This is a genomic window from Mesorhizobium sp. B1-1-6 (genome assembly GCF_006443035.1).
Taxonomy (GTDB): Bacteria; Pseudomonadota; Alphaproteobacteria; order Rhizobiales; family Rhizobiaceae; genus Mesorhizobium.
Genome location: NZ_VFWR01000007.1, coordinates 214,417 through 239,104, shown reverse-complemented (window position 1 = coordinate 239,104; position 24,688 = coordinate 214,417). Strand labels below are relative to the sequence as shown.

27 protein-coding genes are annotated in these 24,688 nt (G+C 63.7%); 14 read left to right on the top strand and 13 right to left on the bottom strand.

Annotated elements, in window-relative coordinates; translation table 11 throughout:
- Positions 1-13 precede the first annotated feature (13 nt).
- Together FJ979_RS16325 and FJ979_RS16320 are read left to right on the top strand one after the other, a co-directional pair.
- The gene (locus FJ979_RS16325) at positions 14-646 is read left to right on the top strand and encodes a CoA pyrophosphatase (protein WP_140524963.1); all 633 of its coding nucleotides are present in this window, start codon (positions 14-16) and stop codon (positions 644-646) included.
- On the top strand, positions 643-1,908 hold the full coding sequence (locus tag FJ979_RS16320; protein WP_140567097.1) for a CCA tRNA nucleotidyltransferase: 1,266 nt from the start codon (positions 643-645) through the stop codon (positions 1,906-1,908). Before FJ979_RS16325 ends, FJ979_RS16320 begins: the two co-directional genes overlap by 4 nt.
- 58 nt (positions 1,909-1,966) lie before the next feature.
- On the opposite strand, the gene FJ979_RS16315 is transcribed toward FJ979_RS16320, so the two are convergent.
- The 3 genes from FJ979_RS16315 to hemF form a co-directional block, all read right to left on the bottom strand.
- Positions 1,967-2,152: a DUF1059 domain-containing protein gene (locus FJ979_RS16315; RefSeq protein WP_140496047.1), complete on the bottom strand. Its 186-nt coding sequence runs from the start codon at positions 2,150-2,152 to the stop codon at positions 1,967-1,969.
- Positions 2,153-2,367: 215 nt separating this feature from the next.
- Positions 2,368-2,628: a DUF1344 domain-containing protein gene (locus FJ979_RS16310; RefSeq protein WP_140567094.1), complete on the bottom strand. Its 261-nt coding sequence runs from the start codon at positions 2,626-2,628 to the stop codon at positions 2,368-2,370.
- Positions 2,629-2,937: 309 nt separating this feature from the next.
- Positions 2,938-3,852, bottom strand: a complete 915-nt coding sequence (gene hemF / locus FJ979_RS16305; protein ID WP_140556107.1) for an oxygen-dependent coproporphyrinogen oxidase — start codon at positions 3,850-3,852, stop codon at positions 2,938-2,940.
- 119 nt (positions 3,853-3,971) lie between these two features.
- On the opposite strand from hemF, the gene FJ979_RS16300 reads away from it, so the two are divergent.
- Positions 3,972-4,229 carry a hypothetical protein gene (locus tag FJ979_RS16300; protein WP_023770299.1) on the top strand — a complete coding sequence of 86 codons (258 nt, stop codon included), beginning with the start codon at positions 3,972-3,974 and terminating at the stop codon, positions 4,227-4,229.
- Between the two features lie 68 nt (positions 4,230-4,297).
- On the opposite strand, the gene soxR is transcribed toward FJ979_RS16300, so the two are convergent.
- Complete coding sequence (soxR, locus tag FJ979_RS16295) at positions 4,298-4,768, bottom strand: redox-sensitive transcriptional activator SoxR (protein ID WP_140567091.1); 471 nt, start codon at positions 4,766-4,768, stop codon at positions 4,298-4,300.
- 150 nt (positions 4,769-4,918) lie between these two features.
- Entirely contained in the window at positions 4,919-5,392 is a 474-nt protein-coding gene (locus FJ979_RS16290; RefSeq protein ID WP_140582161.1) for a tRNA (cytidine(34)-2'-O)-methyltransferase, read from the bottom strand.
- 283 nt (positions 5,393-5,675) lie between these two features.
- On the opposite strand from FJ979_RS16290, the gene FJ979_RS16285 reads away from it, so the two are divergent.
- From FJ979_RS16285 to FJ979_RS16265, 5 genes are read left to right on the top strand one after another with little or no spacing between them, the layout of a single operon-like run.
- Entirely contained in the window at positions 5,676-6,197 is a 522-nt protein-coding gene (locus FJ979_RS16285) for a hypothetical protein (RefSeq protein WP_181168391.1), read from the top strand.
- 28 nt (positions 6,198-6,225) lie between these two features.
- A complete protein-coding gene (locus FJ979_RS16280) occupies positions 6,226-8,127 on the top strand; it encodes an ABC transporter ATP-binding protein (protein WP_140582158.1) in 1,902 nt (633 codons plus the stop codon).
- A gap of 13 nt (positions 8,128-8,140) precedes the next feature.
- Positions 8,141-10,024, top strand: coding sequence for an ABC transporter ATP-binding protein (locus tag FJ979_RS16275; protein ID WP_140561396.1), 1,884 nt, complete (start codon positions 8,141-8,143; stop codon positions 10,022-10,024).
- Between the two features lie 4 nt (positions 10,025-10,028).
- Entirely contained in the window at positions 10,029-10,496 is a 468-nt protein-coding gene (locus FJ979_RS16270) for a GNAT family N-acetyltransferase (protein WP_140561394.1), read from the top strand.
- A 2-nt stretch (positions 10,497-10,498) separates the two neighbouring features.
- Positions 10,499-10,810 (top strand): DUF6665 family protein, encoded by a 312-nt coding sequence (locus FJ979_RS16265; RefSeq protein ID WP_140496039.1) that lies wholly within the window; start codon positions 10,499-10,501, stop codon positions 10,808-10,810.
- Here FJ979_RS16265 and FJ979_RS16260 read toward each other — a convergent pair.
- Both FJ979_RS16260 and FJ979_RS16255 read right to left on the bottom strand, forming a co-directional pair.
- Positions 10,791-11,675, bottom strand: coding sequence for an alpha/beta hydrolase (locus FJ979_RS16260; protein ID WP_140582156.1), 885 nt, complete (start codon positions 11,673-11,675; stop codon positions 10,791-10,793). The genes FJ979_RS16265 and FJ979_RS16260 overlap by 20 nt on opposite strands.
- A 146-nt stretch (positions 11,676-11,821) precedes the next feature.
- Complete coding sequence (locus FJ979_RS16255) at positions 11,822-12,166, bottom strand: cupin domain-containing protein (RefSeq protein ID WP_140582153.1); 345 nt, start codon at positions 12,164-12,166, stop codon at positions 11,822-11,824.
- Between the two features lie 312 nt (positions 12,167-12,478).
- On the opposite strand from FJ979_RS16255, the gene petA reads away from it, so the two are divergent.
- The 5 genes from petA (at position 12,479) to FJ979_RS16230 (ending at position 17,326) form a co-directional block, all read left to right on the top strand.
- Complete coding sequence (petA, locus tag FJ979_RS16250; protein ID WP_140496036.1) at positions 12,479-13,039, top strand: ubiquinol-cytochrome c reductase iron-sulfur subunit; 561 nt, start codon at positions 12,479-12,481, stop codon at positions 13,037-13,039.
- Positions 13,040-13,055: 16 nt separating this feature from the next.
- Positions 13,056-14,357 (top strand): cytochrome b N-terminal domain-containing protein, encoded by a 1,302-nt coding sequence (locus FJ979_RS16245; RefSeq protein ID WP_140496035.1) that lies wholly within the window; start codon positions 13,056-13,058, stop codon positions 14,355-14,357.
- A gap of 27 nt (positions 14,358-14,384) precedes the next feature.
- Positions 14,385-15,257, top strand: a complete 873-nt coding sequence (locus tag FJ979_RS16240; RefSeq protein WP_140496034.1) for a cytochrome c1 — start codon at positions 14,385-14,387, stop codon at positions 15,255-15,257.
- A 186-nt stretch (positions 15,258-15,443) separates the two neighbouring features.
- The gene (locus FJ979_RS16235; RefSeq protein ID WP_140496428.1) at positions 15,444-16,589 is read left to right on the top strand and encodes an alpha-hydroxy acid oxidase; all 1,146 of its coding nucleotides are present in this window, start codon (positions 15,444-15,446) and stop codon (positions 16,587-16,589) included.
- Between the two features lie 191 nt (positions 16,590-16,780).
- Positions 16,781-17,326, top strand: coding sequence for an adenine phosphoribosyltransferase (locus FJ979_RS16230; RefSeq protein ID WP_140496033.1), 546 nt, complete (start codon positions 16,781-16,783; stop codon positions 17,324-17,326).
- A 45-nt stretch (positions 17,327-17,371) separates the two neighbouring features.
- Here FJ979_RS16230 and FJ979_RS16225 read toward each other — a convergent pair whose 3' ends face one another.
- The 4 genes from FJ979_RS16225 to FJ979_RS16210 all read right to left on the bottom strand — a co-directional run bounded on the left by FJ979_RS16225 (position 17,372) and on the right by FJ979_RS16210 (position 21,003).
- Positions 17,372-17,833 carry a MaoC family dehydratase gene (locus FJ979_RS16225; RefSeq protein WP_140582151.1) on the bottom strand — a complete coding sequence of 154 codons (462 nt, stop codon included), beginning with the start codon at positions 17,831-17,833 and terminating at the stop codon, positions 17,372-17,374.
- A complete protein-coding gene (locus FJ979_RS16220; RefSeq protein WP_140496031.1) occupies positions 17,830-18,300 on the bottom strand; it encodes a MaoC family dehydratase in 471 nt (156 codons plus the stop codon). Before FJ979_RS16220 ends, FJ979_RS16225 begins: the two co-directional genes overlap by 4 nt.
- A gap of 124 nt (positions 18,301-18,424) precedes the next feature.
- Positions 18,425-19,399, bottom strand: coding sequence for a magnesium/cobalt transporter CorA (gene corA / locus FJ979_RS16215; RefSeq protein WP_140516906.1), 975 nt, complete (start codon positions 19,397-19,399; stop codon positions 18,425-18,427).
- A gap of 269 nt (positions 19,400-19,668) precedes the next feature.
- Positions 19,669-21,003 (bottom strand): solute carrier family 23 protein, encoded by a 1,335-nt coding sequence (locus tag FJ979_RS16210; RefSeq protein ID WP_140582148.1) that lies wholly within the window; start codon positions 21,001-21,003, stop codon positions 19,669-19,671.
- Between the two features lie 135 nt (positions 21,004-21,138).
- On the opposite strand from FJ979_RS16210, the gene guaD reads away from it, so the two are divergent.
- Positions 21,139-22,503: a guanine deaminase gene (guaD, locus tag FJ979_RS16205; protein WP_140582145.1), complete on the top strand. Its 1,365-nt coding sequence runs from the start codon at positions 21,139-21,141 to the stop codon at positions 22,501-22,503.
- Positions 22,504-22,528: 25 nt separating this feature from the next.
- On the opposite strand, the gene FJ979_RS16200 is transcribed toward guaD, so the two are convergent.
- Together FJ979_RS16200 and ychF are read right to left on the bottom strand one after the other, a co-directional pair.
- Positions 22,529-23,434: an EamA family transporter gene (locus tag FJ979_RS16200; RefSeq protein ID WP_140582143.1), complete on the bottom strand. Its 906-nt coding sequence runs from the start codon at positions 23,432-23,434 to the stop codon at positions 22,529-22,531.
- A 143-nt stretch (positions 23,435-23,577) separates the two neighbouring features.
- Positions 23,578-24,681, bottom strand: coding sequence for a redox-regulated ATPase YchF (ychF, locus tag FJ979_RS16195; RefSeq protein WP_140524909.1), 1,104 nt, complete (start codon positions 24,679-24,681; stop codon positions 23,578-23,580).
- Positions 24,682-24,688: the final 7 nt, after the last annotated feature.

Below are 24,688 nucleotides of genomic sequence, written 5' to 3'. Positions count from 1 at the left end.
CGGACAGTTCATGATGGACCAGGTGACGCCGACGCCCTTTTCCATTGCCGATTTGCGCGCGCGCTTTGCCGCGCAGCCGCAGGCGCATGCCGGCGACGACTATGGCGATCATCGCTTCAATCCAGGCCATCCGCGCCTCCACCGGGCGAAACCGCTGCGCGAAGCGGCGGTGCTGATCCCGATCGTCGATCACCAGGACGATGCCACGGTTCTTTTGACCAAGCGGGCCGAGACGCTGCGCAACCATTCCGGGCAGGTGGCCTTTCCCGGCGGGACGATCGATCCGACCGACGCCAGTCCGGAAGCGGCGGCGCTGCGCGAGGCTTTCGAGGAAATCGGCCTTGGCCGGGACCATATCGAGGTCATCGGCCGCATGCCCGATTATGTCGCGGGCAGCGGTTACAGGATCGCGCCGGTGCTGGGCATCGTGCGGCCGCCTTTCCAGTTGACACTCAATGCCGAGGAGGTCGACTTGGCCTTCGAAGTGCCGCTGCGCTTCCTCATGGATCCGGCCAACCACATCAGGGACAGCCGCATTTGGAACGATCTCGAATGGTTCTTCTACGATATGCCCTATGGCGACCGGCGCATCTGGGGCGTCACCGCCGGCATCATCCGCACGCTCTATGAAAGGCTCTATGGGTGAAGGTCTCGATCGCTGACAGGGCCGACTGGCTCGGCGACAAGCATCTGCAGCGCCTGCTTGCCATTCTGGCGAGCGGCGGCGAGGCAGCGCGGGTCGCCGGCGGCGCGGTGCGTAACACGCTGATCGGCCAGCCCGTCGCCGACATCGACATCGCCACCACCTGCCTACCGCAGGAGACAATCCGCCGCGCCGAGGCGGCGAGGTTCAAGACGGTTCCGACCGGCATCGAGCACGGCACGATCACCGTGATTGCCGGCGGCAAGCCTTATGAAATCACCACGCTGCGCGCGGATATCGAGACCGACGGCCGCCGCGCCAAGGTGTCGTTCGGGCGAGACTGGAAGCTTGATGCCGAACGGCGCGACTTCACCATCAATGCGCTCTACGCGGAAGCCGACGGCACGGTCGTCGATCTGGTCGGCGGCGTCGCCGACATAGAGGGGCGCCGGCTGCGCTTCATCGGCGATCCGGAAGCGCGTATCCGCGAGGACTATCTGCGTATCCTGCGCTTTTTCCGCTTCTTCGCCTGGTATGGCGAAGGCCGGCCGGACGCCGAGGGGCTGAAGGCTTGCGCCCGGCTGAAGGGAGGGCTCGTGCAGCTCTCGGCCGAGCGCGTCTGGTCCGAACTCAAGAAACTGTTGTCGGCGGCCGATCCGTCCCGCGCGCTGTTGTGGATGCGGCAGGCGAGCGTTTTGACCAGCGTGCTGCCGGAAAGCGAGAAATGGGGCATCGACGCGATCCACGGCCTGGCCAGAGCCGAGAAGGATCTGGGCTGGACCGCGGACCCGCTGCTCAGGCTGGAGGCGATCGTGCCGCCGGATGCGGCGCGCATGAAGACGCTGGTCGAGCGGCTGAGACTGTCGACGGCGGAAGCAAACCGTTTGCGCGACTGGGCGCTTACGCCGGGGATCGCGCCGAAAACGACCGAAGGCGAACTGGCCAAGACGCTCTACCGCGGCGACCGGCAGGGGGTCGTCGACCGGCTTCGCCTGTCACTCGCAGCGGCACGGGTGCGCGCGGTGGACCAGACCGATGCGCTCATCGAGGCAGGCGGCTTTTCCCGACTTCTCGCCTTCGCATTGAGATGGGAAAGGCCCGTGTTTCCGCTCAAGGGCGCCGATCTGACGGCGATCGGGGGGATGCCCGGGCCAAAACTCGGCGCGATCCTCAGGAATCTCGAAGCGGAATGGGTCGATGCCGGGTTTGGGCCCGATCGCGACGCGCTGCTCAAGCGCGCCGCGCAGGCCCTGAAGGCCGGATAAAGCATCAGTCAACGCAATCCGGGCGGAAATCGCCGCGATTTCCGGAACTTGCTCCAAATCAGGCCGCGTCGCGGACCTTCTCGATGCGCGAGCGGATCGCTTCGATCATCGTTTCGCGGATGATCGTCTCGCCATGCGTCTCGCGCATATGTTCGACGGCACGGCGCATGACCTCGGCTTCCTCCTCGGCGCGCGTGTGCCATTCACAACCTGGAACGAGCGAGCCGCAGTGGAATTCCTTCATGGGATTTCTCCTTTTCCTCCATGGAGTCCGGTCGACCGTCCTGCAAAAGGCGGCAGGGACTCCGCATCTTCTTGGCGCGTTGTCCGACCTTGAGACTGGTTGGACCACGAGCGGGTGAAACCATAACACAGATGGGGTGGCATTGATTGCCGTCAACGACAAAAAGGCGGAGCAGCGCTGCTCCGCCCTCTTACGCCAGCCCTATGGGCAGGTCATCACTTCATGATCTTGACTGCCTCGGCAACCTTATCCTTGCCGCTCATGTCCCATGAAACTCTGACCTTCTCGCCGACCTTCAGGCCAGGATCCTTGAAGGTCCGGGGAAGCGTAAAAGACGATCCATTGTCGAGAACCAGGCTTTTGGACGCCGTATCAAAGGTCTTGATCGTGCCGGTGGTGTGCTTGACGGCGGCGAATGCCACCGAACCGGAAGCAAGAATGGCAGCCGCTGCGGCCGAAACAATGATCTTGCGCATTGCGAAGTACTCCTGGAAAGCGCGGGCACCCTTTTGGCAGAGGTGTCCCGCATCGTCCTGGGCCGTCCGGTTGCGTCGAGTCGCGATCCGCTTCGTTCTGACGCAATTCCGAACGGAGAACCGCTCTGCACTCCTGGAATTGCGCAGGCGAACCGCCGGCGCTTCCCGACCCGTCCCGACAAATAGCCTAGTCTTTTCCGATGCCTATTAGACGAAAAAGAAACTTTGCGACGGCTCCCGCGCCACATTCGGTGCCCATTTCGCAGCGAATGGGACATCAATGCGGCTCACGGCGCGCTCACCATCTTTTTACGGCCAGCGAGCCTCCGGCGGCAGGCTGGAGAGGATCGAGGCGACGTTTCCGCCGGTTTTCAGGCCGAAGATGGTGCCGCGATCGTGAAGCAGGTTGAACTCGACGTAACGGCCGCGACGGATGAGCTGTTCGTCGCGGTCGCCATCGGTCCAGTTCTCGTTAAAATTACCCCGCACCAGATGGCCGTAGACCACGAGAAAAGCGCGCCCGACATCCTGGACGAAGTTGAAATCGGCATTCCAGCCGCCTTTGTCCTCGCCCGAATGCAGCCAGTCGAAAAAGATGCCGCCGGTGCCGCGCGGCTCGTTGCGATGCGGAAGGAAGAAATACTCGTCGCACCAGGCCTTGAATTTCGCATGGTCGGCGATGCCGGCGTTCTTCTCGCAGGCGAACTGCATGGCGCGGTGGAAGGCCATTGTGTCAGGGTCGTCCTGTGTGCGGCGTCGGTCGAGCACCGGGGTGAGGTCGGCGCCGCCGCCGAACCAGTGGCGCGAGGTGACGACCATGCGCGTATTCATGTGCACGGCCGGAACGTTGGGGTTCCAAGGGTGCGCGATCAGCGAAATGCCGGATGCCCAGAAGCGCGGGTCCTCCTCGGCGCCGGGCATCTGCTTCCTGAATTCGGGCGAGAATTCGCCGTAAACCGTCGAGGTGTGGACGCCAACCTTCTCGAAGACTCGGCCGTGCATCATCGACATGGTTCCGCCACCGCCCTTGCCGGAGTCACGCTCCCACGGCGTCCTTTCGAACCGGCCCGGCGACCATGAAGCGAGCGGGCCCTGGAGATCCTGCTCGATCTGCTCGAAGGCGCCGCAGATGCGTTCTCGCAGCGCCTCGAACCACAGCCGTGCCTTCATCTTCTTTTCTTCGATGTCGGCGGGCAGGCCAACCGGTATTTCAGGTCGTTCCAAGTGCTGTCTCCGGTTTCGGGGCGGCCGGCCCCTACAAATGACTCGTCTTTTGCCGGCGCGATCCCTAATCTCTTAGGGGAAAGGGTCAAGTCTGATCTGATCGGAGCAAGGAGACCTTCGTGCGCACCCCGGCAAGACCGCCGTTGGATGGCCTGAAGAAAAGGCTCGATCAAAGCCGGGCTGAACGCGCGCGCATGCCGCGCGACGGATTTTTGCGCGAAACCTTCGTCCTGCCGCGTTCGGACGCTCGCCTCAAGGCAAAGGAATGGTTCGAGCGCTTCCCCAAGCAGGCTTACTGGACCGAGATCGAAAGCTGGTTCGAACGGCCGGGCGATTTGATCGAATTCACCATAAGGCGCCTGCCGGCGGCGGATTAGAATTCCTCGCCCTGTTTACGGGGACAACCCAATACAGGCGTCGCCCCTTGTATCCGCCTTCACTACGCTCAGGCACCTTCTCTCCGTGAACCGAGAGAAGGAAGAACCAGTCTTCTCGCCCCTGTTCCTTCCCTGGCCAGCCGGTCATCCTTGTTGCGGAGCGGACATTTGTCGATCGACATGCAGCCGCAGCCGATGCAGTCGGTCAGCCCGTCGCGCAATTTCTTCAATTGACCGATCTTGCGGTCGAGCCCGTCGCGCCAGGCGGTCGACAGCAGGCTCCAGTCGTCGCGCGTCGGGGTGCGGCCCTCGGGCAGGGATTGAAGCGCCGTCGCTATCTCGGCCAGCGAAATGCCGACCTCCTGCGCGATCTTGATGATGGCCACGCGCCTTAGTACGTCGCGGCCGTAGCGGCGCTGGTTGCCTGCCGTGCGGTGGCTGCGGATCAGGCCGCGAGCTTCGTAGAAATGCAGCGCCGACACCGCGACACCGCTGCGCGCGGCCACTTGGCCAACCGTTAATTCCGCTGCTGGCGCCATCTCGCACTTTTCCGCTTGACCTCAAGTTAAGTTGAGCTTGTAGCGAAGAAGCCATCGACATGCAAACGACAGGAGATGGCGATGTGCGCCTGGGTGAGAATGACGGGCGAGGGCCGTGTCGCGGGCGCCGGCGGGACCGTGGCCGCCGCTTCAGCGGATGGCATTCTGGCCCAGTTGTCGCGTGGCTTCGCCGGCCACCATGGCGGCGGAGAGCGCCACATTGATGCTGCGCGCGCTGGCCTGCATCGGGATCGTCAGCCGCGCGTCCGCCGCCTGATGGACCGGATCCGGCACGCCTGCGGATTCACGGCCGAACAAAAGGATATCGCCAGTGGCGAAGTTGAAGCTGGTGTATGGGGTCGCGGCCTTGGTCGACAGCAGCACCAGCCGGCGCGCGCGGGCCTTGCGCCACTCCTCGAAGGCGTGCCAGTCGACATGCCGGGTCAGGGCAGCCATTTCGAGGTAATCCATGCCGGCGCGCCTGAGCGCTTTATCGGAGAGCGGAAAGCCAGTCGGTTCGATGATGTCGACGCCGATCCCGAGGCAGGCGGCGAAGCGCAGGATTGTGCCGGTGTTGCCGGCGATGTCAGGCTGGTACAGGGCGATGCGGAGACGGTCGTTCATTTCCGCATCCTTCTATTAAGTGGCAAATCGGCCACAGCGGCTTCGCGGTTTTGGAAATTGCTGGACCTGCGGGTGGCCATTTTCTGCGAAGTCGGGTATACAGCGTACATTGTCAACCCGAACCGAAGGAGGGGTAATTCATGATGACCATGCACATCCAGCACCCTCTCCGTGGGCTTACATGCCCGCTGGCGGTTTCGGTACGACGGTTCTCCTGATCTCTTAGACGCTTCCGCACCGATTTCCGCCGAAACCATTCCCTGGTCTTCGAAGGAATCCTGCGATGTTTTTCAAGCTGCCGAAGGGGCCGATGGCCCCGCCCCAACGCGTCTCGACTGATCAGCCGCCGATCCCGCGGCAGGACGTCGAACACCCTTTTTATCTCTATTTTCACACGGAGGACGGACCGATGTTCGATCCCTACAGAATACCGGGCTCGAGGAGCCTGCATATCCACCGGCTGCCGACCTGGGCGCTGCTGATCGGCGAAACGTATTCGTCGGCGGTCCACGCCGAGGTTCGCCGGCGTCCGCATCGCGGCATGCTGCCCGATGTCGATTTCTCGCGCGCGGTTCCCGACCCGAGCCGGCCCTCGTTGGTGCGCCGTATCATCCGGGCGATCCGGCCGGGCGCGAAGATCCGCCTTGTCGACACCGCACCGTCAGGATCAACAAAAGAGCCTGTCGGCGAAAAGCCCGCGAACCCCTATATAGCGCGAAGCAAGGCCGACGGTCCGGATGATTCCGGACCGTCGGCCCTCGGCGCCATGCGGTCCGAGGACTTCGTACGTTCACGCGCCGCGTGAGCGGAAACAGATTTCATGAGCATGACCTATGTTGTTGTTTAGCTGGTTTGAAAAAAGGCTCGATCCGTTCCCGGGCGCGGAGCCGGTCGAGCCGCCCAAGACGCTGGTTGCCTTCTGCCTGCATTACACGCGCGGCGCATGGCCCTATATCCTGGTCGATGCGGTGCTGGTGGCGGCAATCGCCATCGCGGAAGTGTGGATGTTCGGCTTCCTCGGCCGCATCGTCGACTGGCTTTCGGCGCAGAACCGCGAAACCTTCCTGCAGACGGAGGGCTGGAAGCTCGCCAGCATGGCCTTCATCGTGCTGTTCGCGCTGCCTGGCACGGTATGGCTGCATTCGCTGCTCAACCAGCAGACGCTGATGGGCAACTATCCCATGCGCATCCGCTGGCAGGTGCACCGCTACCTGCTGAAGCAATCGATGAGCTTCTACCAGGACGAATTCGCCGGCCGCATCGCCACCAAGCTGATGCAGACGGCGCTCGCCGTGCGCGAATGCGTGATCAAGGTGATCGACGTCCTGAACTACGTCATCGTCTATTTCCTCGGCATGCTGCTCATCGTCGGCTCGGCCGACTGGCGGCTGGCCGCACCGCTCGGCGTGTGGATGGTCGGCTACATCCTTCTGCTGCGCTATTTCATTCCTCGGCTGGGCAAGGTCGGCGAGGAACAGGCCAATGCGCGCTCGGTCATGACCGGCCGCGTTGTCGACAGCTACTCCAACATCCAGACGGTCAAGCTGTTCAGCCATGCCCGCCGCGAGGCCTCCTTCGCCAAGGAGGGCATGATGGGCTTCCTCGACACGGTCTACCGGTCGATGCGGCTGGTGACGGTGCTGTTCGGCTCGCTCTACATCCTGAATGCGCTTCTCCTGTTCTCGGTTACCGCCATCTCGTTGTGGCTGTGGCTGGGCCAGGCGGTGACGATCGGCGCGGTCGCCGTGGTCATCGGCCTGGTTCTGCGGATGTGGGGCATGTCGCAGTGGATCATGTGGGAAATGTCGGGCCTGTTCGAGAATATCGGCACGGTGCAGGACGGCATCGCCTCGATTTCGCTGCCGCGCCTTGTCGAGGACAGGCCCGGTGCGAAGGAGATCACGGTCTCCAAAGGCGAGATACGCTTCGAGGACATCCGCTTCCACTATGGCAAGCAGAAGGGCGTCATCGAGAACCTGTCGCTGGCGGTGAAGCCGGGCGAGAAGGTTGGCATTGTCGGCCGCTCCGGCGCCGGCAAGTCGACGCTGGTCAATCTTCTGCTGCGGTTCTACGACCTCGAAGCCGGCCGTATCCTGATCGACGGCCAGGAGATCGCAGCGGTGAAACAGGATTCGCTGCGCGCCCAGATCGGCATGGTCACGCAGGACACCTCGTTGCTGCATCGTTCGGTGCGCGAAAACATCCTCTATGGCCGGCCCGACGCCAGCGACGACATGCTTGTCGAGGCTGCGCGGCGCGCCGAGGCGCTGGACTTCATCGCCGGGCTTTCGGACCATAGCGGCCGCAAGGGATTCGACGCCTATGTCGGCGACCGCGGCGTCAAACTGTCCGGCGGCCAGCGGCAACGCATCGCCATCGCTCGCGTTATGTTGAAGGACGCGCCCATACTTATCCTTGACGAGGCGACGTCAGCGCTGGATTCCGAGGCGGAAGCGGCCATCCAGGAGAACCTCTACAAGCTCATGCAAGGCAAGACCGTCATCGCCATCGCCCACCGGCTGTCGACCATCGCGGCGATGGACAGGCTTGTGGTGATGGACCAGGGACGCGTCATCGAGGAAGGTTCGCACGAGGAATTGGTGGCCAGGGGCGGGCTCTACGCGCAGCTCTGGCAGCGCCAGTCGGGCGGTTTCCTGCTGGATGACGGCCCGATCGGTGCCGCAAGCGACGTTGTTGCCAATGACGTTGGCGCAAAGGGACAAGCCGCTGAATGATGGCCGCCGCCGCATGATGACAGCCGTCTATCGCTGGTTCGAGAACTGGGTCTATCCGTTCAGGGAGCCCACGAATCTTCGGCCGCCGTCCGGCGTCGCCGGTTTTCTCTGGCACTATGTCGGCCAGGCCAAGTTCGCCTTCTTCGCCATGCTGGTCATCGGCGGCATCGCGCCGCTGGTCGAGGCCGGGCTGTTCTACTTTGTCGGGCGGCTGGTCGACATCCTCGACCAGCTTCCCGGCGAACGCAGCTGGCATGCGTTGTGGACGGCCGCCGGGCCGGAACTTGTGTTCATGATCGTCGTGGTGCTGGTCGTCCGCACCATCGTCGTCGGCCTGTCGGCCCTGGTCGACGAGCAGACAATCACGCCCGGCTTCTACAATCTGGTGCGTTGGCAGGCGCACCGGCACGTGTCGCGCCAGTCCTACTCCTTCTTCCAGAACGATTTCGCCGGCCGCATCGCGACAAAAGTCTGGCAGGCTGGGCAAGCGACCGGCGACCTGATGGAAAGCTTCATCGAGGTCGTCTGGTTCATGATCGTCTATACGGTGACGACGCTGGCGCTGGTCGCGGGGCTCGATATCAGGCTCGCAGTGCTGGTGGTGATCTGGATCGCGGCCTTCGCCTGGCTGGCCAGGCTCTATCTGCCGGCAATCCGCAAACATGCCGAGGCGACCGCCGAGGCGGGGTCGATGATCACCGGCCGCATCGTCGATTCCTACTCCAACGTACAGACGCTGAAACTGTTCTCCGCCGATGGCGACGACCGCTACATCAGGAGCGGCTTCGACATCTATCTCGACGCGTTGCGCCCGTTCACGCGCCGGCTGACCGGCGTGCGCATGGCGCTGACGACGCTGTCGGGCATCATGATCACGGCGATCGGCTGCTTTGCCGTCTATCTCTGGGTCGAGGGCTCGATCACCGTCGGGGCGGTCGCCTTCACACTGTCGCTGGTGCTGCGGCTCAACATGCTGCTTGGCCGGCTGATGATGCAGCTCAACAGCATCCTGCGCAATCTCGGCGTGCTGGAGAATTCCAAGGCGCTGATCTCGCAGCCGCTCGGTCTGGTCGACGCACCCGACGCCCGGGAACTGGTCGTGGCCGGCGGGCGCATCGAGGTGAAGAATGTCGAGTTCCACTACGGCAAGGGGTTCGGCGTGCTCAACGGCATCGATCTCGTGGTGCGGCCGGGCGAGAAGGTCGGGCTGGTCGGGCCGTCCGGCGCCGGCAAGACCACGCTCGCCAACCTTATCCTGCGGCTGTACGAACTCGAAGGCGGAAAGATCGCCATCGACGGCCAGGATGTCTCGCAGGTGACGCAAAATTCGCTGCGCGCCAATATCGGCGTCGTCAGTCAGGACACGGCACTTTTCCACCGTTCGCTGCGCGACAATATCAAACTCGGCATGCCCGACGCCACCGACGCGCAGGTGATCGCGGCGGCCAGGAAAGCCGAGGCGCATGATTTCATCCTGACCTTGCGCGACAATCGCGACCGACAGGGCTACGAGGCCTATGTCGGCGAGCGCGGCGTCAAACTGTCGGGCGGCCAGCGCCAGCGCGTGGCGATCGCGCGTGTCTTCCTCAAGGATGCGCCGATCCTGATATTGGACGAGGCGACCTCGGCACTTGATTCCGACATCGAGGCGGCGATCCAGGAAAACCTGACGCGGCTGATGGAAGGCAAGACGGTCATAGCCATCGCCCACCGGCTGTCGACGATCGCCGCGCTTGACCGCCTCGTCGTGCTCGACGGCGGCCGCATTGTCGAACAAGGCACGCATGACGAACTGGTGGCGCTCGACGGGCTCTACGCGCGGCTGTGGAAGCGTCAGTCCGGCGGCTTCCTCTATCATGAGGAAGCCGTGCTGGAAGAGACGCGGCCGGCGGAGTAGCGGCATGGGCGCGACGCATGAGACCGACTATCTGCTGAAACGGCTGCGGCCGACGACACCGGCCTTCGATGCGCTGATGGAAGAGAGCCGGCGGGAAGGCTACTGGATGCTGGTGCGGCTCCGCGACGGCTGGGCAGGCGGCCGCAACAAGTTCCTGAAACAGGGGGAGGCACTGTTCGGAGCATGGCACGGCGTCGAACTCGCCGGCGTGTGCGGGCTGAACATCGATCCCTATTTCGAGGGCAGGGACCATGGCCGGGTCCGGCATTTGTTCGTCGGCGCGCGCCATCGGCGCACGGGCCTTGGCCGCATGCTGGTCGAGACCGTTGTCGACAGGGCACGCCGCTATTTCGCCGTGCTCAACACCCGTGCGCCGCAGGAAGCCTTCGGCTTCTATGAGCGGCTTGGCTTCGCGCCGGTGGCGGGCGAAGAATTCGTCACGCACCGGATGATCTTCGAGAAAGGAGGTTGAAAATGTCCCTGCGCCCGCCGTCCCGTCTGACCAGTGCCTCGGCCGCCGAAGCCGCCTTCGACGCGCTCGGCCATGAAGTCCTTGCCGAGAAGGCGGCGGCACTCGGCCGCGCCGGACAACGCGTCGAAGAAACGCTGGCCCGACTGCGCAACAATGGCGACGAGCAGTTGCGTCCCCGGCTGCTCAAGGAGGCGGCGGTGGCGGTGCATGGCTACTTCATCCAGCGCGAACTGTGCGGCCTTCGAAAGCACGATGCCGTCATCCGCGAATACAACATCCCGAAGGCGGTGCTGGTCAGGCTCGGCGCCATGTAGGGTTGGCGCTTGCCGCGCCGATCTCCCTGTGGAATCTCGCCAGGCGGCTGGCGAGCGCTTCGGGGTTCTCATCGGGGACGAAGTGCCCGCTGTCGGCAATGATGTCGCCCTCGACATTCGACAGCCCGGCGGCCCTGAGGCCCTCGACATAGTCGCCGATGTCGCCGGACTCGGCCGAGCCCCTGAGATACAGCACCGGAATCGCTGTCGGCGTCGCGGGCCGCGCGGCATTGGCTTTGGCATCTTCGGGGAAGGCGCGATACCAATCGAAACCGGCCTGGAGGCTTTCAGGCCGGGAATAGGCTCTCGCATAGATTTCCCTGGCCTGCGCCGGGATCGATGTCCGATCCTTCGAAAGCACATTGAAGAAGAAGTCGAAATAGGTGCTTTGGTGGCCGCTCACCAGCGTTTCCGGCAGCGCCGGGACGGCATGGAAGGCAAAGTGCCAGATCCGCGGATTGCGAATGACCTCTTCCCATGGCGCGACACCCGGAACAGCGACATCCATGATCGCCGCGCCGGAAAGGATCTCGGGATGGTCGCGCAGCAGGGCGAACACGATCTGGCCGCCGACATCATGACCGGCCGCCAAGAGGTGCCGCAGCCCGCAGGCCTCGGCAACGCCTCTCATCAGCCTCGCCAGAGTTCTCTTGTCGCCGGCCTCAGGCATGCCTTGCGAGCCGCCGATGCAGGGCAGGTCAGGTGCGACGAAACGGTAGTCGGCAGCCAGCCGGCCGATCACCCCTTCGAACGCATAGGAGCTTTGCGGCCAGCCGTGCAGCAGCAGGAATGCAGGCGCTTCAGCCGGGCCCGCCTCGCGGATCGCTATGCTAAGCTCTTCGATTTCGATGTTCGAGGTTTGCATGTCCTGACCCTGCCGGCTGCCTATGCCATAGATCTAGGCGGCGATCGGAAGACCGACAGGGCTGGATTGTTTGACCCGTTTGCGGACGGAAACCGTTTCATACTTTTCCAGGAATTGCGCTTTTCCAGGAATCACCTGGTCCTGGATCACTCCAGCCACTGGGTAATGAAAGTGCCGTTCTCGTGGATGTCGGTCGTCTCCAGCGGGCCGGGGCCGAGATTGGTGAATTTGTGCGGCGTGCCGGGCGGCACGATGACGATCTGGCCGGCAGAGGCCTCGATCTCCTCACCGCCGACCGTGAACAGGCCGATGCCCTGGCGGATGATGAAGATCTCGGCGTAGGGATGGGAATGCAGGCGCGGTCCGCCGCCGGTCTCCGGCAGGTAGTTGAAGATCAGGCAGGAGTTGGAACCGTAGGGGGCACATTGCAACTCGCCCTTCCAGCGGTCGGGGCGAACAGCCCATTCTTCGCGGTCTAAGACATGCGCCATGGGGGCAGGATAGACCCCCCGGAGCCAGGTGTCGAGGCGAAGCTGGCCCCCGGATTCGCTACTGTTTCCCGGCTGTTTGGCGGTGTTTCACGGTCATCCGCCGCCTTGTCGCGCGGTGCCGGATTTCGTCCCCGCGACAATCTGCCCTTGTGCCTTCACCCGTCTGGACAAAAACGGGCTTCACGCATAAACCGAAGTCCAAATGCCGGAGGAATTCGCTAGCCTGTTCGCCATGCGCTGTCGGGTTGGCGTGAATGAGCGGGGAACAAGGCTCGCCCACCGGCACGGAAGAGGCGAAAGGATCAGGCACCCGTGAGCGCAACCGACACCCAGGATCCCAACCGTCGAGATTTTCTCTACGTCGCCACCGGCATGGCCGCCGTGGTCGGCGCGGGCGCCGTCGCGTGGCCGTTCATCGACCAGATGCGCCCCGATGCCTCGACGCTGGCGCTCGCCTCGGTCGAGGTCGACGTCTCCTCGCTGACGCCGGGCATGTCGCTGATCGTCAAGTGGCGCGGCAAGCCGGTCGTGGTGCGCAACCGCACCGAAAAGGAGATGAAGGACGGCGAGGCCGTCAATCTCGCCGATCTCAAGGATCCGATCGCCCGCAACGCCAACCTGCCGGCCGACGCGCCGGCGACCGACGCCAACCGCACCACGCCCGGCAAGGAAGCCTGGATGGTGATGGTTCAGGTCTGCACGCATCTGGGCTGCATTCCGCTCGGCCAGGAAGGCGATTTCGGCGGCTGGTTCTGCCCGTGCCACGGTTCGCAATACGATACCGCCGGCCGCATCCGCAAAGGCCCGGCGCCCGAGAACATGGCTGTGCCGGTATTCAAGTTCATTTCCGATACCAAGATCCTTATCGGTTGAGGCAGGGGATATTTCGATGAGCGAGGGACACTCGACCTATACGCCCAAGACCGGTATCGAGCGCTGGTTCGATGCGCGCATGCCTCTGCCGCGGCTGATCTATGACAGCTTCGTCGCCTATCCGGTGCCGCGCAACCTCAACTATGCCTGGACCTTCGGCGGCATCCTGTCGATCATGCTGGTGGCGCAGATACTGACCGGCATCGTGCTGGCCATGCACTACACATCCGACACCAATCTCGCTTTCGATTCGGTCGAAAAGATCATGCGCGACGTGAATTCCGGCTGGCTGCTGCGCTACATGCATGCCAACGGCGCCTCGTTCTTCTTCGTCGCGGTCTACATCCATATCTTCCGCGGGCTCTATTACGGCTCCTACAAGGCGCCGCGCGAGCTGCTGTGGATCCTTGGCTGCATCATCTACCTCCTGATGATGGCGACCGGCTTCATGGGCTACGTGCTGCCGTGGGGCCAGATGAGTTTCTGGGGCGCCACCGTCATCACCGGCTTCTTCAGCGCCATTCCACTGGTCGGCGACTGGATCCAGCAGCTTCTGCTCGGCGGTTTCGCGGTCGACAATCCGACCCTCAATCGCTTCTTCGCGCTGCATTACCTGCTGCCGTTCATGATCGCCGGCGTGGTCGTGCTGCACATCTGGGCGCTGCATGTCGTGGGCCAGTCGAACCCGACCGGCATCGAGGTGAAGTCGAAGACCGACACCGTCGCCTTCACCCCTTACGCGACCATCAAGGACGCGTTCGGCATGATCGTGTTCCTGTTCTTCTTCGCCTATTTCGTCTTCTACCTGCCGAACTATCTCGGCCACCCCGACAACTACACGGTCGCCAACCCGCTGAAGACGCCGGCCCACATCGTTCCGGAATGGTACTTCCTGCCGTTCTACGCGATCCTGCGCGCCATTACCTTCAACATCGGGCCGATCAACTCCAAGCTCGGCGGCGTGCTGTGCATGTTCGGCGCCATCGCCATGCTGTTCCTGGTGCCGTGGCTAGACACCTCCAAGGTGCGCTCGGCGGTCTACCGGCCCTGGTACAAGCTGTTCTTCTGGCTGTTCGTGGCCGATGCCATCCTGCTTGGCTGGCTGGGCTCGCAGCCGGCGGAAGGCAGCTACGTGTTCATGGCGCAGATGGCGACGCTGTTCTACTTCGCCTTCTTCCTGATCATCATGCCGGTGCTCGGCCTGATCGAGACGCCACGCAGGCTGCCGAACTCGATCACCGAGGCGGTGCTCGAGAAGAACAAGGGCGGCAGCGGGCATCCGGCGGGCGCCACGGCCGCACCTGAGACCAAGGGCTGAGCGGTAGAGAATCTAAGGGGATTTGGCATGAAAAAGATTCTCACCTCGCTTGCGCTGATCGGCCTTGTGGCCGCCGGCCTTGGGGCCACGGGCACCTGGGCGATCGCGGCCGAAGAGGCGCATAACGCGGCGGCGCCGACGCATTTCCCGATCAACGAACCGAAGGAAATGGACTGGAGCTTCACCGGCCCGTTCGGCACCTACGACAAGGCGCAGCTGCAGCGCGGCCTCAAGGTCTACAAGGAAGTCTGCTCGGCCTGCCATTCGATGAACCTGGTGGCATTCCGCACGCTTTCGGACCTCGGCTATTCCGACGCACAGATCAAGACGCTGGCGGCCGAGTACACCATCCATGACGGCCCCAACGACGCCGGCGACATGTTCGACCGTCCCGGCAAGCCGTCGGACCATTTCCCGGCGCCGTTCGCCAATGAGGAAGCCGCGGCAGCCTCGAATGGCGGCGCAGCCCCGCCCGACATGTCGCTGCTGGCCAAGGCGCGGGGCGTGGAGCGCGGCTTTCCGCAGTTCGTCTTCGACATCTTCACCCAGTATGATGCCGGCGGCCCTGACTACATCCACTCGCTGCTGACCGGCTACGACCAGACGCCTCCGGCTGGAATGGTCATCCCGGAAGGCACGCACTACAATCCGTACTTCATGTCCGGCGTGTCGCTGAAGATGCCCAAGCCGCTTTCCGACGGCCAGGTGACTTATGACGACGGCGCGCCGCAGACCGTCGACCAGTACTCCCGCGACGTCGCCGCTTTCCTGGCGTGGGCGGCTGAACCGCATATGGAAGCCCGCAAGAAAACCGGCTTCCGGGTGCTGGTGTTCCTGCTCCTGTTCGGCGCACTGGTCTACATGACCAAGCGCAAGGTTTGGGAAGCAGTCGCGCACTAAGCCGCGCGGCCGGAGATTGAAGAAAGGGCGCCCGCGAAGCGCCCTTTTTGCTTGCCGAAGAGGCTGGCGCGTGAGGTGATCGCTTTGTTGTCGAACAAGCCGGTTGGCAGCGCGGCAGGCGATTGCTATTCGACGCCCCGACGGCGGCGAAGGCTTTGCCGCCTATAGGGCGTTTGGGGTTCCATGATGCGGCTCAGCGACTGCCACAACTTCTCCGATTTCCGCCGCATGGCGCAGCGGCGGCTGCCGGGGCCGATCTTCAACTACATCGACGGCGCGGCGGACGACGAGGTCACCTATCGCCGCAACACCGAGAGCTTCGAAACCTGCGATCTCGTTCCCAACGTGCTGCGCGGGGTGAGCGAGGTCGACATGTCGGTGACCGTCATGGGCCAGAAGCTGGCGATGCCGTTCTACTGTTCGCCGACCGCTCTCCAGCGGCTGTTCCACCATCACGGCGAACGGGCGGTCGCCAGGGCCGCTGCAAAATACGGCACCATGTTCGGAGTTTCCTCGCTCGGCACGGTCAGCCTCGAGGAAGTCCGAAAAATCAGCAGCGGCCCGCAGGTCTATCAGTTCTACTTCCATCGCGATCGCGGCCTCAACCGGGCGATGATGCAGCGGGCGCGGGAGATCGGCGTCGAAGTGATGATGCTGACCGTCGACAGCATCACCGGGGGAAACCGCGAGCGCGACAAGCGCACCGGTTTTGCGATTCCCTTCAAGCTCAACCTGGCGGGAATGGCGCAGTTCGCGATGAAGCCTGCCTGGGCGATCAACTATTTCACGCATGAGGCGTTCAAGCTGCCGCAGCTGGACGAGCATATCGACATGGGCGGCGGCACGATGTCGATCAGCCGCTACTTCACCGAAATGCTCGATCCGTCGATGACGTGGGACGACGTCGCCGAGATGGTGAGGCTTTGGCCGGGACCGTTCTGCCTCAAGGGCGTCATGTCGGTGGAGGATGCCAGACGCGCCGTCGAGATCGGCTGCAAGGGCATCGTGCTGTCGAACCATGGCGGCCGGCAACTGGACGGTTCGCGCGCGGCTTTCGACCAGCTCGCCGAGATCGTCGATGCGGTCGGCGACCAGATCGACGTCATCATGGATGGCGGCGTGCAGCGCGGCACGCATGTGCTAAAGGCGCTGTCGCTCGGCGCCAAGGCCGTCGGCGTCGGACGCTACTATCTGTTTCCGCTGGCGGCGGCGGGCCAGCCTGGCGTCGAACGCGCACTCGAACAGATGCGCATCGAGATCGAACGCGGCATGAAGCTGATGGGGTGCAGCTCGATCGAACAGTTGACCCGCCAGAATTTGCGTTTTCGGTGATGGCCATTGCTTCGATGCGAAAGATCGCAGCGCCGGCAGAGGCAAGCCCTTGGACGTATGTGCTCCTTTCGCCGGATGCGCTTGTCTCGGCCGCCACATCGCGCTAGCCGTTGTCGGTCGCGCCGGGATAGGATTTGGCGCTGCGCCATTTCACGCCCTTCCGCCGAAACTGGACCACCCGGAGCCGCCTCATGAAACCTTCGCTCGAAGACACGCTGCTGGCGGCGATCCGCACCATCCCGGACTATCCCAAGCCCGGCATATTGTTCCGCGACATCACCACGCTGCTTGGCAACGCGCGCGCTTTCCGCCGCGCGATCGATGAGCTGGTGCATCCCTATGCCGGCGAGAAGATCGACAAGATCGCCGGCATCGAAGCGCGCGGCTTCATCCTCGGCGGCGCCGTCGCCCATCAGCTCTCCGCCGGCTTCGTGCCGATCCGCAAGAAAGGCAAGCTGCCTTATGAGACAGTGCGCGTCGCCTACAGCCTGGAATACGGGCTGGACGAGATGGAGATGCACAAGGACGGCGTGTCGCCGGGCGAGAAAGTGATCCTGGTCGACGATCTGATCGCCACCGGCGGCACGGCGGAAGCGGCGGTGAATCTCCTGCGCCAGATCGGCGCCGATATCCTTGCCGCCTGCTTCGTCATCGACCTGCCGGATCTCGGCGGCCGCGCCAAGCTGGAAGCGCTCGGCGTGCCGGTGCGGACGCTGATCGGGTTCGAGGGGCATTGAGAGAGCAGTTCCTCCTTCTCTCCCTGGGAGAAGGAAGAGGCGCCATTACTCCACCTTGACCAGCACGGCGCTTTCGAACTCCAGTACCTTGTCGCCGGTCGAATCGAAGGCTTCCGAGCGCAAGGTCAGCACCCGCCAGCCCGGACGTGAGGCGATCGGGCGGTGGGAAAGGGCGGTGCGGGTGAAGGTCACGGTCTGCCCGGCATAGACCGGCTTCAGCCATTTCAGGTTCTTGAAGCCGGGCGAGGGGCCAAATTCGGGCGTCGGGCCAGGGCCGCTCCACTCGGCGTCCATGCGGGTTTCGAGGTTGAGTTTCATCCAGGTGGCGGCGGTATGCCAGCCGGACGCACACAGCCCGCCCAGCACGCTCTTCTTCGCGGCATCCTCATCGATGTGGAAGACCTGGGGGTCGTATTTGCGGGCGAAGGCCTTGATCGCCTCGGCTTCGAACGTATGAGAGCCCAGCGTGACGGTGGTGCCGACGCGGAAGAATTCGTCGAGCATCATGCAAGGCTCCCCGCGGCATTGCGCGTGAGGAACATGACGGAATTCTCGAGCTCGAAGACGCTTTCGCCGCGTTGGTTGACCAGCTCGCTGCGCATGGTCACGAAGCCGAGCTGCGGCTTCGATTTCGAAGGACGCTTGGCCAGGACGACGAGGCTGCCCTTGAGCGTGTCGCCGGCCAGCACCGGCTTCTTCCATTTGACCTGATCGACGCCGGGCGCGCCCTGGCAGGTCGAGTCCAGCAGGAAGGCATCGCATAGCATGCGCATGAACATGGCGCAGGTATGCCAGCCCGAGGCCGAGAGGCCGCCCAGGATGCTTGCCTTGCCGGCCTCCTCGTCGAGATGCATCGGCTGGGCATCGAATTCGCTGGCGAACTCGATGATCTCGGCCGCGCTCACCTGTTTGGTGCCGAGGTCGAACGAGGCTCCTTCGACGAAGTCCTCATAGGCCCATGTCTTTCCAGTCATGGCGTGGAATCCGGTTGCAGAACGCGCGATCCACATGGATCGGCAAACCCGGATGCAGGCCGGACGGCGTTTGGTCAAGCCCTTTCTGGTGAGCCAGCCGCGGGCGCCCGGCCGGCCGTTGCGATCATAACCAGCCGCGGCGGCGGAAATACCAGAAGGGCAGGATCGCCGACAGAACCATCATGGCGATCGCGAACGGATAGCCGAGCTCCCATTTGAGCTCGGGGATGACATCGAAATTCATGCCGTAGATCGAGGCGACCAGCGTTGGCGGCAGGAAGATGACGGCGGCGACCGAGAAGATCTTGATGATGGCGTTCTGCTCGATAGAGATCATGCCGAGCGTGGCGTCGAGCAGGAAGGAGATCTTCTGCGACAGGAAGGTGGCGTGGTCGGCAAGAGAAAGCACGTCGCGCGACAAGGTCTTGATGCGGGCGCGGACGTCCTTGCTCATCTTGGCCTGGGTCGCGACATGGGCGAGGAAGCCGGCCAGCCGCTGCAAGGAGATCAGGCTGTCGCGCACGGAGGAAGCGATGTCCTCCTTGCGGCCGATGCCCTTCAAGAGCTCCTGGAAATCACGGTTGCGCTTCGACACCTTGGTCGATCGCGCCTCGAAAATGTCGCGCGAGATCGCTTCGACGTCGCGGCCGGCGCGCTCGAGGATGTCGGCGAGCCGGTCGACGATCGCTTCCAGCAGGCCGATCAGGATGGTGTCGCCGCTGGTGCAGCCGGTCGCCACCTTCTCGGCGCGCAAAGGGAAGGTCTTGAACGCTTTCGGTTCGTGATAGCGCACGGTGACCAGCCTGTTGCCGGCGAGCGCGAAGGTGACCGGCGAGATCAGGGGATCGTCGACGTCGGTCTGGGCGGGCAAGGTGGCGGTCATGAAGTAGGCGCCGTCCTCGATATAGAGGCGGCTGGAAATCTCGATCTCCTCCATCTCCTCGCGGGTCGGAATGGCGATGCCGAGCCAATTCTCGATTGTAGCCTCTTCGTCCTTGGTCGGATTGAAGAGATCGGCCCAGACGACCTTGTCGCCATTGGCCAGGAGATCGTCCGTGAGACGCAGGCGATCATTGTCCACGACGAAAGCCTTGATCATCGCCAGATCTCCTTGCCGGAAAGCGCGTTCGGATTGCTGCGTCGTATCGGATCGCACTAGCCTTCGTGCGCCGAGCCTGTGCCCGCCGCTTAGACTTGCGGCATGACAAAATCAAGACAAGCCGGACTTGGGGCCGACACCAGGGGCGCTCAGAAAAATTCGTCGAGCAGCCGGCAGCATGAAAGCTTCGACGGGTCGGGTCATCGACCGCGCTTCGGGCTTATCGAGGAGAGCAGGCCGGACCCGCGGGGGCCGGCCTGCGAATGCCCCTATCGGGCGCTCGGCAGGATCTGGTGCAGCACGATGGCCCAGACGGCGCCAAAGGCGATGGACGAGCCCAGAATGTACTGCACGATATCGGGAAGCGTCTTGACGAAATCCGGCGGCGCAAGCGTAGCAAATAGGGCCATCAGGATCGGCAGGCCGACGACCAGCATGTTCCTTTCCGTCAGCGGCGTGCCGCGCACGACGCGGAACCCGTTCATGGCGATGACGACGCAGAGCACGCCGAACACGCCGCCGATGACCGGGCCCGGGATCGAGGCGATCACCGCCGACAGTTTGCCGATCAGTCCGAACAGGATCAGGAAGATGCCTGCCGCGGCGAAGGCGGCGCGGCTGGCGATACCGGTGATGGCGATGATGCCGGCATTCGACGAATAGCCGGTGACCGGCGTGCTGCAAAGCAGTGCGCTGACCAGGCAGCCGAGGCCTTCGCCGGTGGCGCCCCTGTCGAGCTGTTCGTTCGACAGGGGCTTGTCGATGACGGCGCCGACCGCGAACCAGGTGCCGGTGGTTTCGGCGAGGACCACGATATAGACGATGAGCATCGTGAGCGTCGCCGAGAGCGAGAACGTCACGTCAAGATTGAGGAAGGCGATGCGCGGCATCGAAAACCAGGTCGCCTCGGAGACCGCTCCCATGTTGAGTTGGCTCATGGAGGCGGCGGCCACGCAGCCGGCCACAAGTGCGATGATTACGGAGAGCAGGCGCAGCCAGGCGCCCTTTGCACCGAGTGCCATGCCGGTCAGCATGCAGCCGACGAGCACCGCCGCCGCAACAAAGGCAAGGATGATATTGCCGCCGACGGTGGCAGTGCCGTGGACCGCGAACACGCTTTCGCGGAGTGCGACCGGCATCAGCGCGATGCCGACGACGATGATGATGGCGCCGCCGACGATGGGCGGAACAAAGCGGTCCACCAAGCGATGGAAGATTCCCGTGGGCGAACCGAGCAGCATGACCAGTATGGCGCCGGGAATGAGCGCTCCGATCACCGCGGAAAGACCGGCAATGCCGCCGCCGGCGCCGAAGGCGATAGCCAGCACCGCGCCGATCGGCACAAAAGACGGCCCCTGCACCACCGGCAGGCGCATCAGAAGCTGCGACTGGATCAGGGTGGCGATGCCCGCCGCGACGAAGGCCGACTGGATGAAGGCGCCGGCATCGCCCGCGCTGAAGGCCAGGACCGATGCGATGATGAACGGCACGATGTAAACATCCATCGCCAGCACGTGCTGGAGGCCGAGCAGGGCGGCCTTGCCCAGTGGCAGCGGATCGTCCGGCTGAGCAATCAAAGTGATTTCCGGTGCAGTGCGTTCCATGATGTCCCCTCTGGAATTTCCCGGCCGATCATGGGATCAGTCGGCGCCAAAGGACAGCGGCGCAAAGGTTTGCCAACTGTTTTCTTGCGCGCCATGCAATAACGGCCACACGCGCCAGCGCAACCGGAGCGATCCATGACAAGAGAGGCCTTCACGCTGCTTGGCACCGCCTTCCACACGCCGGAGCGCGGCCGGCTGGAGGTGCTGAAGGACCATCTGATCAGCATCGATGCACAGGGACGGATCGCGGAGATTCTCGCACCCGGCCATCCCGAATACGCGGCGAGGAAGACCGATGCCCGCCAGGCGGGCAGCCTAGTGGAGCTCGGCGAAGGCCAGTTCCTGCTGCCCGGCCTGATCGACCTGCACATCCACGCGCCGCAATGGCCCCAAATGGGCAAGGCACTGGACGTGCCGCTCGAGGTCTGGCTGCAAAAATATACGTTTCCGCTCGAGGCGCGCTATGCCGACACCGGCTACGCCCGCGAGGTCTATGCCGACCTGGTCGACAATCTTCTCGCCAACGGCACCACCACGGCGCTCTATTTTGCCACCGTCCATGTCGAGGCCAGCTTGGCGCTTGCCGAGATATGCCTCGAAAAGGGCCAGCGCGCTTTGGTCGGCAAGGTGGCGATGGACGATCCCGAGCAGTGCCCGTCTTTCTATCGCGATGCCGACGCGGCAAGCGCGGTGTCGGACACCAGGCGGTTCATCGAGGCGGTGAGGGCGATGGCTTCGGGCGAAAGGCCGCTGGTCCGGCCGGTGATCACGCCGCGCTTCATCCCAAGCTGCACGGATGCGGCGCTGCAAGGCCTGGGCGAACTCGCTTCCGAGTTCGGCTGCCACGTGCAGACACATTGCTCAGAGAGCGATTGGGCGAAAAAATTCGTCGAGACGCGCTTCGGCCGCACCGACGCGGCTAGCCTGGACGATTTCGGCCTGCTGACGCGCCGCACCATTCTGGCGCATTCAAACTTCATCGACGGGCAGGATATGGACCTCATCAAGGGGAAGGGGGCTGGCGTCGCGCATTGCCCGCTTTCCAATTTCTATTTCGCCAATGCGGTGTTTCCGCTGCGCGACGCGCTTGACCGGCACATGCATGTCGGGCTCGGGACGGACATTTCCGGCGGCTACAGCCCGTCGCTCTTCGACGGCTGCCGGCATGCGCTGTCAGCCTCGAGGACGCTGCAGAGCGGTGTCCATGCCGGCCTGGACGCAGCGCAGCGCGGCGCGCCCGGCGCGCCGATCACGCATCAGGAGGCGTTCTGGCTGGCCACCGCCGGCGGTGCCGAAGCGCTCGACCTGCCGACGGGCAGCTTTCGCGTCGGCCATGAATTCGACGCGCTGCTGATCGACACGACGGCGAAGGCCTCGAACATTCATGTCAGCATGGCGGACGACACGCTCGACGATGTCTTCCAGAAGATCGTGCTCAACGCGGCACGCGCCAACATCGCTGCTGTCTGGGTGAGTGGACGGGCGGTGGTGGGGCAGTAGCCACGTCGCAGTCTCAGATCGGGCCCTATGCGCGCGATGGTTCCTCGGTAAGAGGTTGTTTTTGCGACTTCAGCAACACGTCCTTGGCGGCGATCACCGCGCCGACCGTGATCAGGACGCAAGCGAGCGCAACGGACCAGTGGAAGACGCCGAACCCGGCCAGCAGCAGCACGATCACCGAGAACAGCGGCGCGGCATAGGAAAGCGCGCCCAGGATCATGATGTCTCCACGCTTGCAGCCATGGTCCCATGCGTAGAAGCCGGCGCCGAGCGGTATCATGCCTAGAATGACGATAGCGCTCCATTGCGTCATCGTCTGCGGCCAGACAGTGATCTCGAGCGCGAGATGGAGAGTGAAGGCCACGGCCGCGGTGATCAGGCAGTACACCGCCACCACATCGGTCGGCACCTGGCCGAAACGGCGCGACAGGACGGAATAACCGGACCAGACGAAGGCGCAGAACAGGGCAATGACGTGGCCCGGCTTCACGCCGTCAGCAAGCCCCACGCTGCTGCCCTTGGTGATGACGACGATGGCACCCGCCAGGCCGAGCATCACACCGGCTATGTGGTGAGACCTCAGCCGCTCTCCCGGCAGGAAGGCGGCGAAGACGACGATCAGCAATGGCCAGAGATAAGCAATCAGGCTCACCTCGACCGGCGGGGCGGACTGGATGGCGAAAAAGTACGCGCAGTGATAGATGCACAGCCCTGCCGTGCCGATTGCCCAGACCTGCCATGGCTGCCGCAGCGACTTGAGCGCCGACGGGCGGACAATCCAGCTGGCCGCCCCGACTGAGCCTCCCAGCAGAAACGTCATTGCCGCCAATTGAAAGGGCGGGATCGGCCCCGCGGCGGTCGAAAGCAGCGCGAGGAACGACCAGGTCAGAATGGCCGAGAAACCGATCAGGGTCGGGATGGTCCTTTTCATATGGTCCCCTTCCGCGTTCACTGAGCCAATAGCGGAAAGGCCTAGCGAGGGCAGCCCGTGCACGGCCTTACCCTGTCGGGAATGCGACCCGGCCTGGTCTGTTCACACTCTGGCCTGTGGTCCCTGCGGAGATGACCGAAGGATCACGTATTAAACTTGAACAGCATGATGTCGCCGTCCTGGACGACATACTCCTTGCCTTCGTCGCGCGCCTTGCCGGCTTCCTTGGCCGCTACTTCGCCGCCCAGCGTGACGAAATCATTGTAGGCGATGGTCTGGGCGCGGATGAAGCCGCGCTCGAAATCGGTGTGGATGACGCCGGCGGCCTGCGGCGCCTTGGCGCCCTTGTGCACAGTCCAGGCGCGCGTCTCCTTCGGCCCGACGGTGAAATAGGTGATGAGCTGCAACAATTCGTAGCCGGCGCGGATCACCTTGTTCAGGCCGGGCTCGTCGAGGCCGAGCGAGGACAGGAATTCCATCTCTTCCTCGTCGGAGAGCTGCGCAACCTCGGCTTCGATCGCGGCCGAAATAACGACGGTGCGTGCGCCCTGCGCGGCGGCCATCTGCTCCACGGCCCTGGTGTGCTCGTTGCCGGTGGCCGCGTCAGCCTCGGCGACGTTGCAGACGTAGAGCACGGGATGTGAGGTCAGAAGGTTCAAGCCTTGCAGAATGCGCAGGTCTTCCGCCGAGATGCCGTCGAGCAGGATGCGGGTCGGCTTGCCTGCCTGCAGAAGCTCAAGCGCTGCCTCCATCATCGGCAGCACGGTCAAGGCTTCCTTGTCCTTGCCGGACGCGCGCTTGCGGAATTGCGCGATGCGGCGTTCGAGGCTCTCGAGGTCGGCGAGCATCAGCTCGGTCTCGACCGTCTCGGCGTCGGCGACCGGGTCGATGCGGCCCTCGACATGGGTGATGTCGTCATCCTCGAAGCAGCGCAGCACATGCACGATGGCATCGACCTCGCGGATGTTGGCGAGGAACTGGTTGCCCAGGCCTTCGCCCTTCGAGGCGCCGCGCACCAGGCCGGCGATGTCGACAAAGGAGATGCGGGTCGGGATGATCTCCTTCGACTTGCCGATCGCGGCGATCTTCTGCAGGCGCGGATCGGGCACCGCCACCTCGCCGGTGTTCGGTTCGATGGTGCAGAACGGGTAGTTGGCGGCCTGCGCGGCGGCCGTCCTCGTCAGCGCGTTGAAAAGCGTCGACTTGCCGACATTGGGCAAGCCAACGATGCCGCATTTGAAACCCATTTTGTCC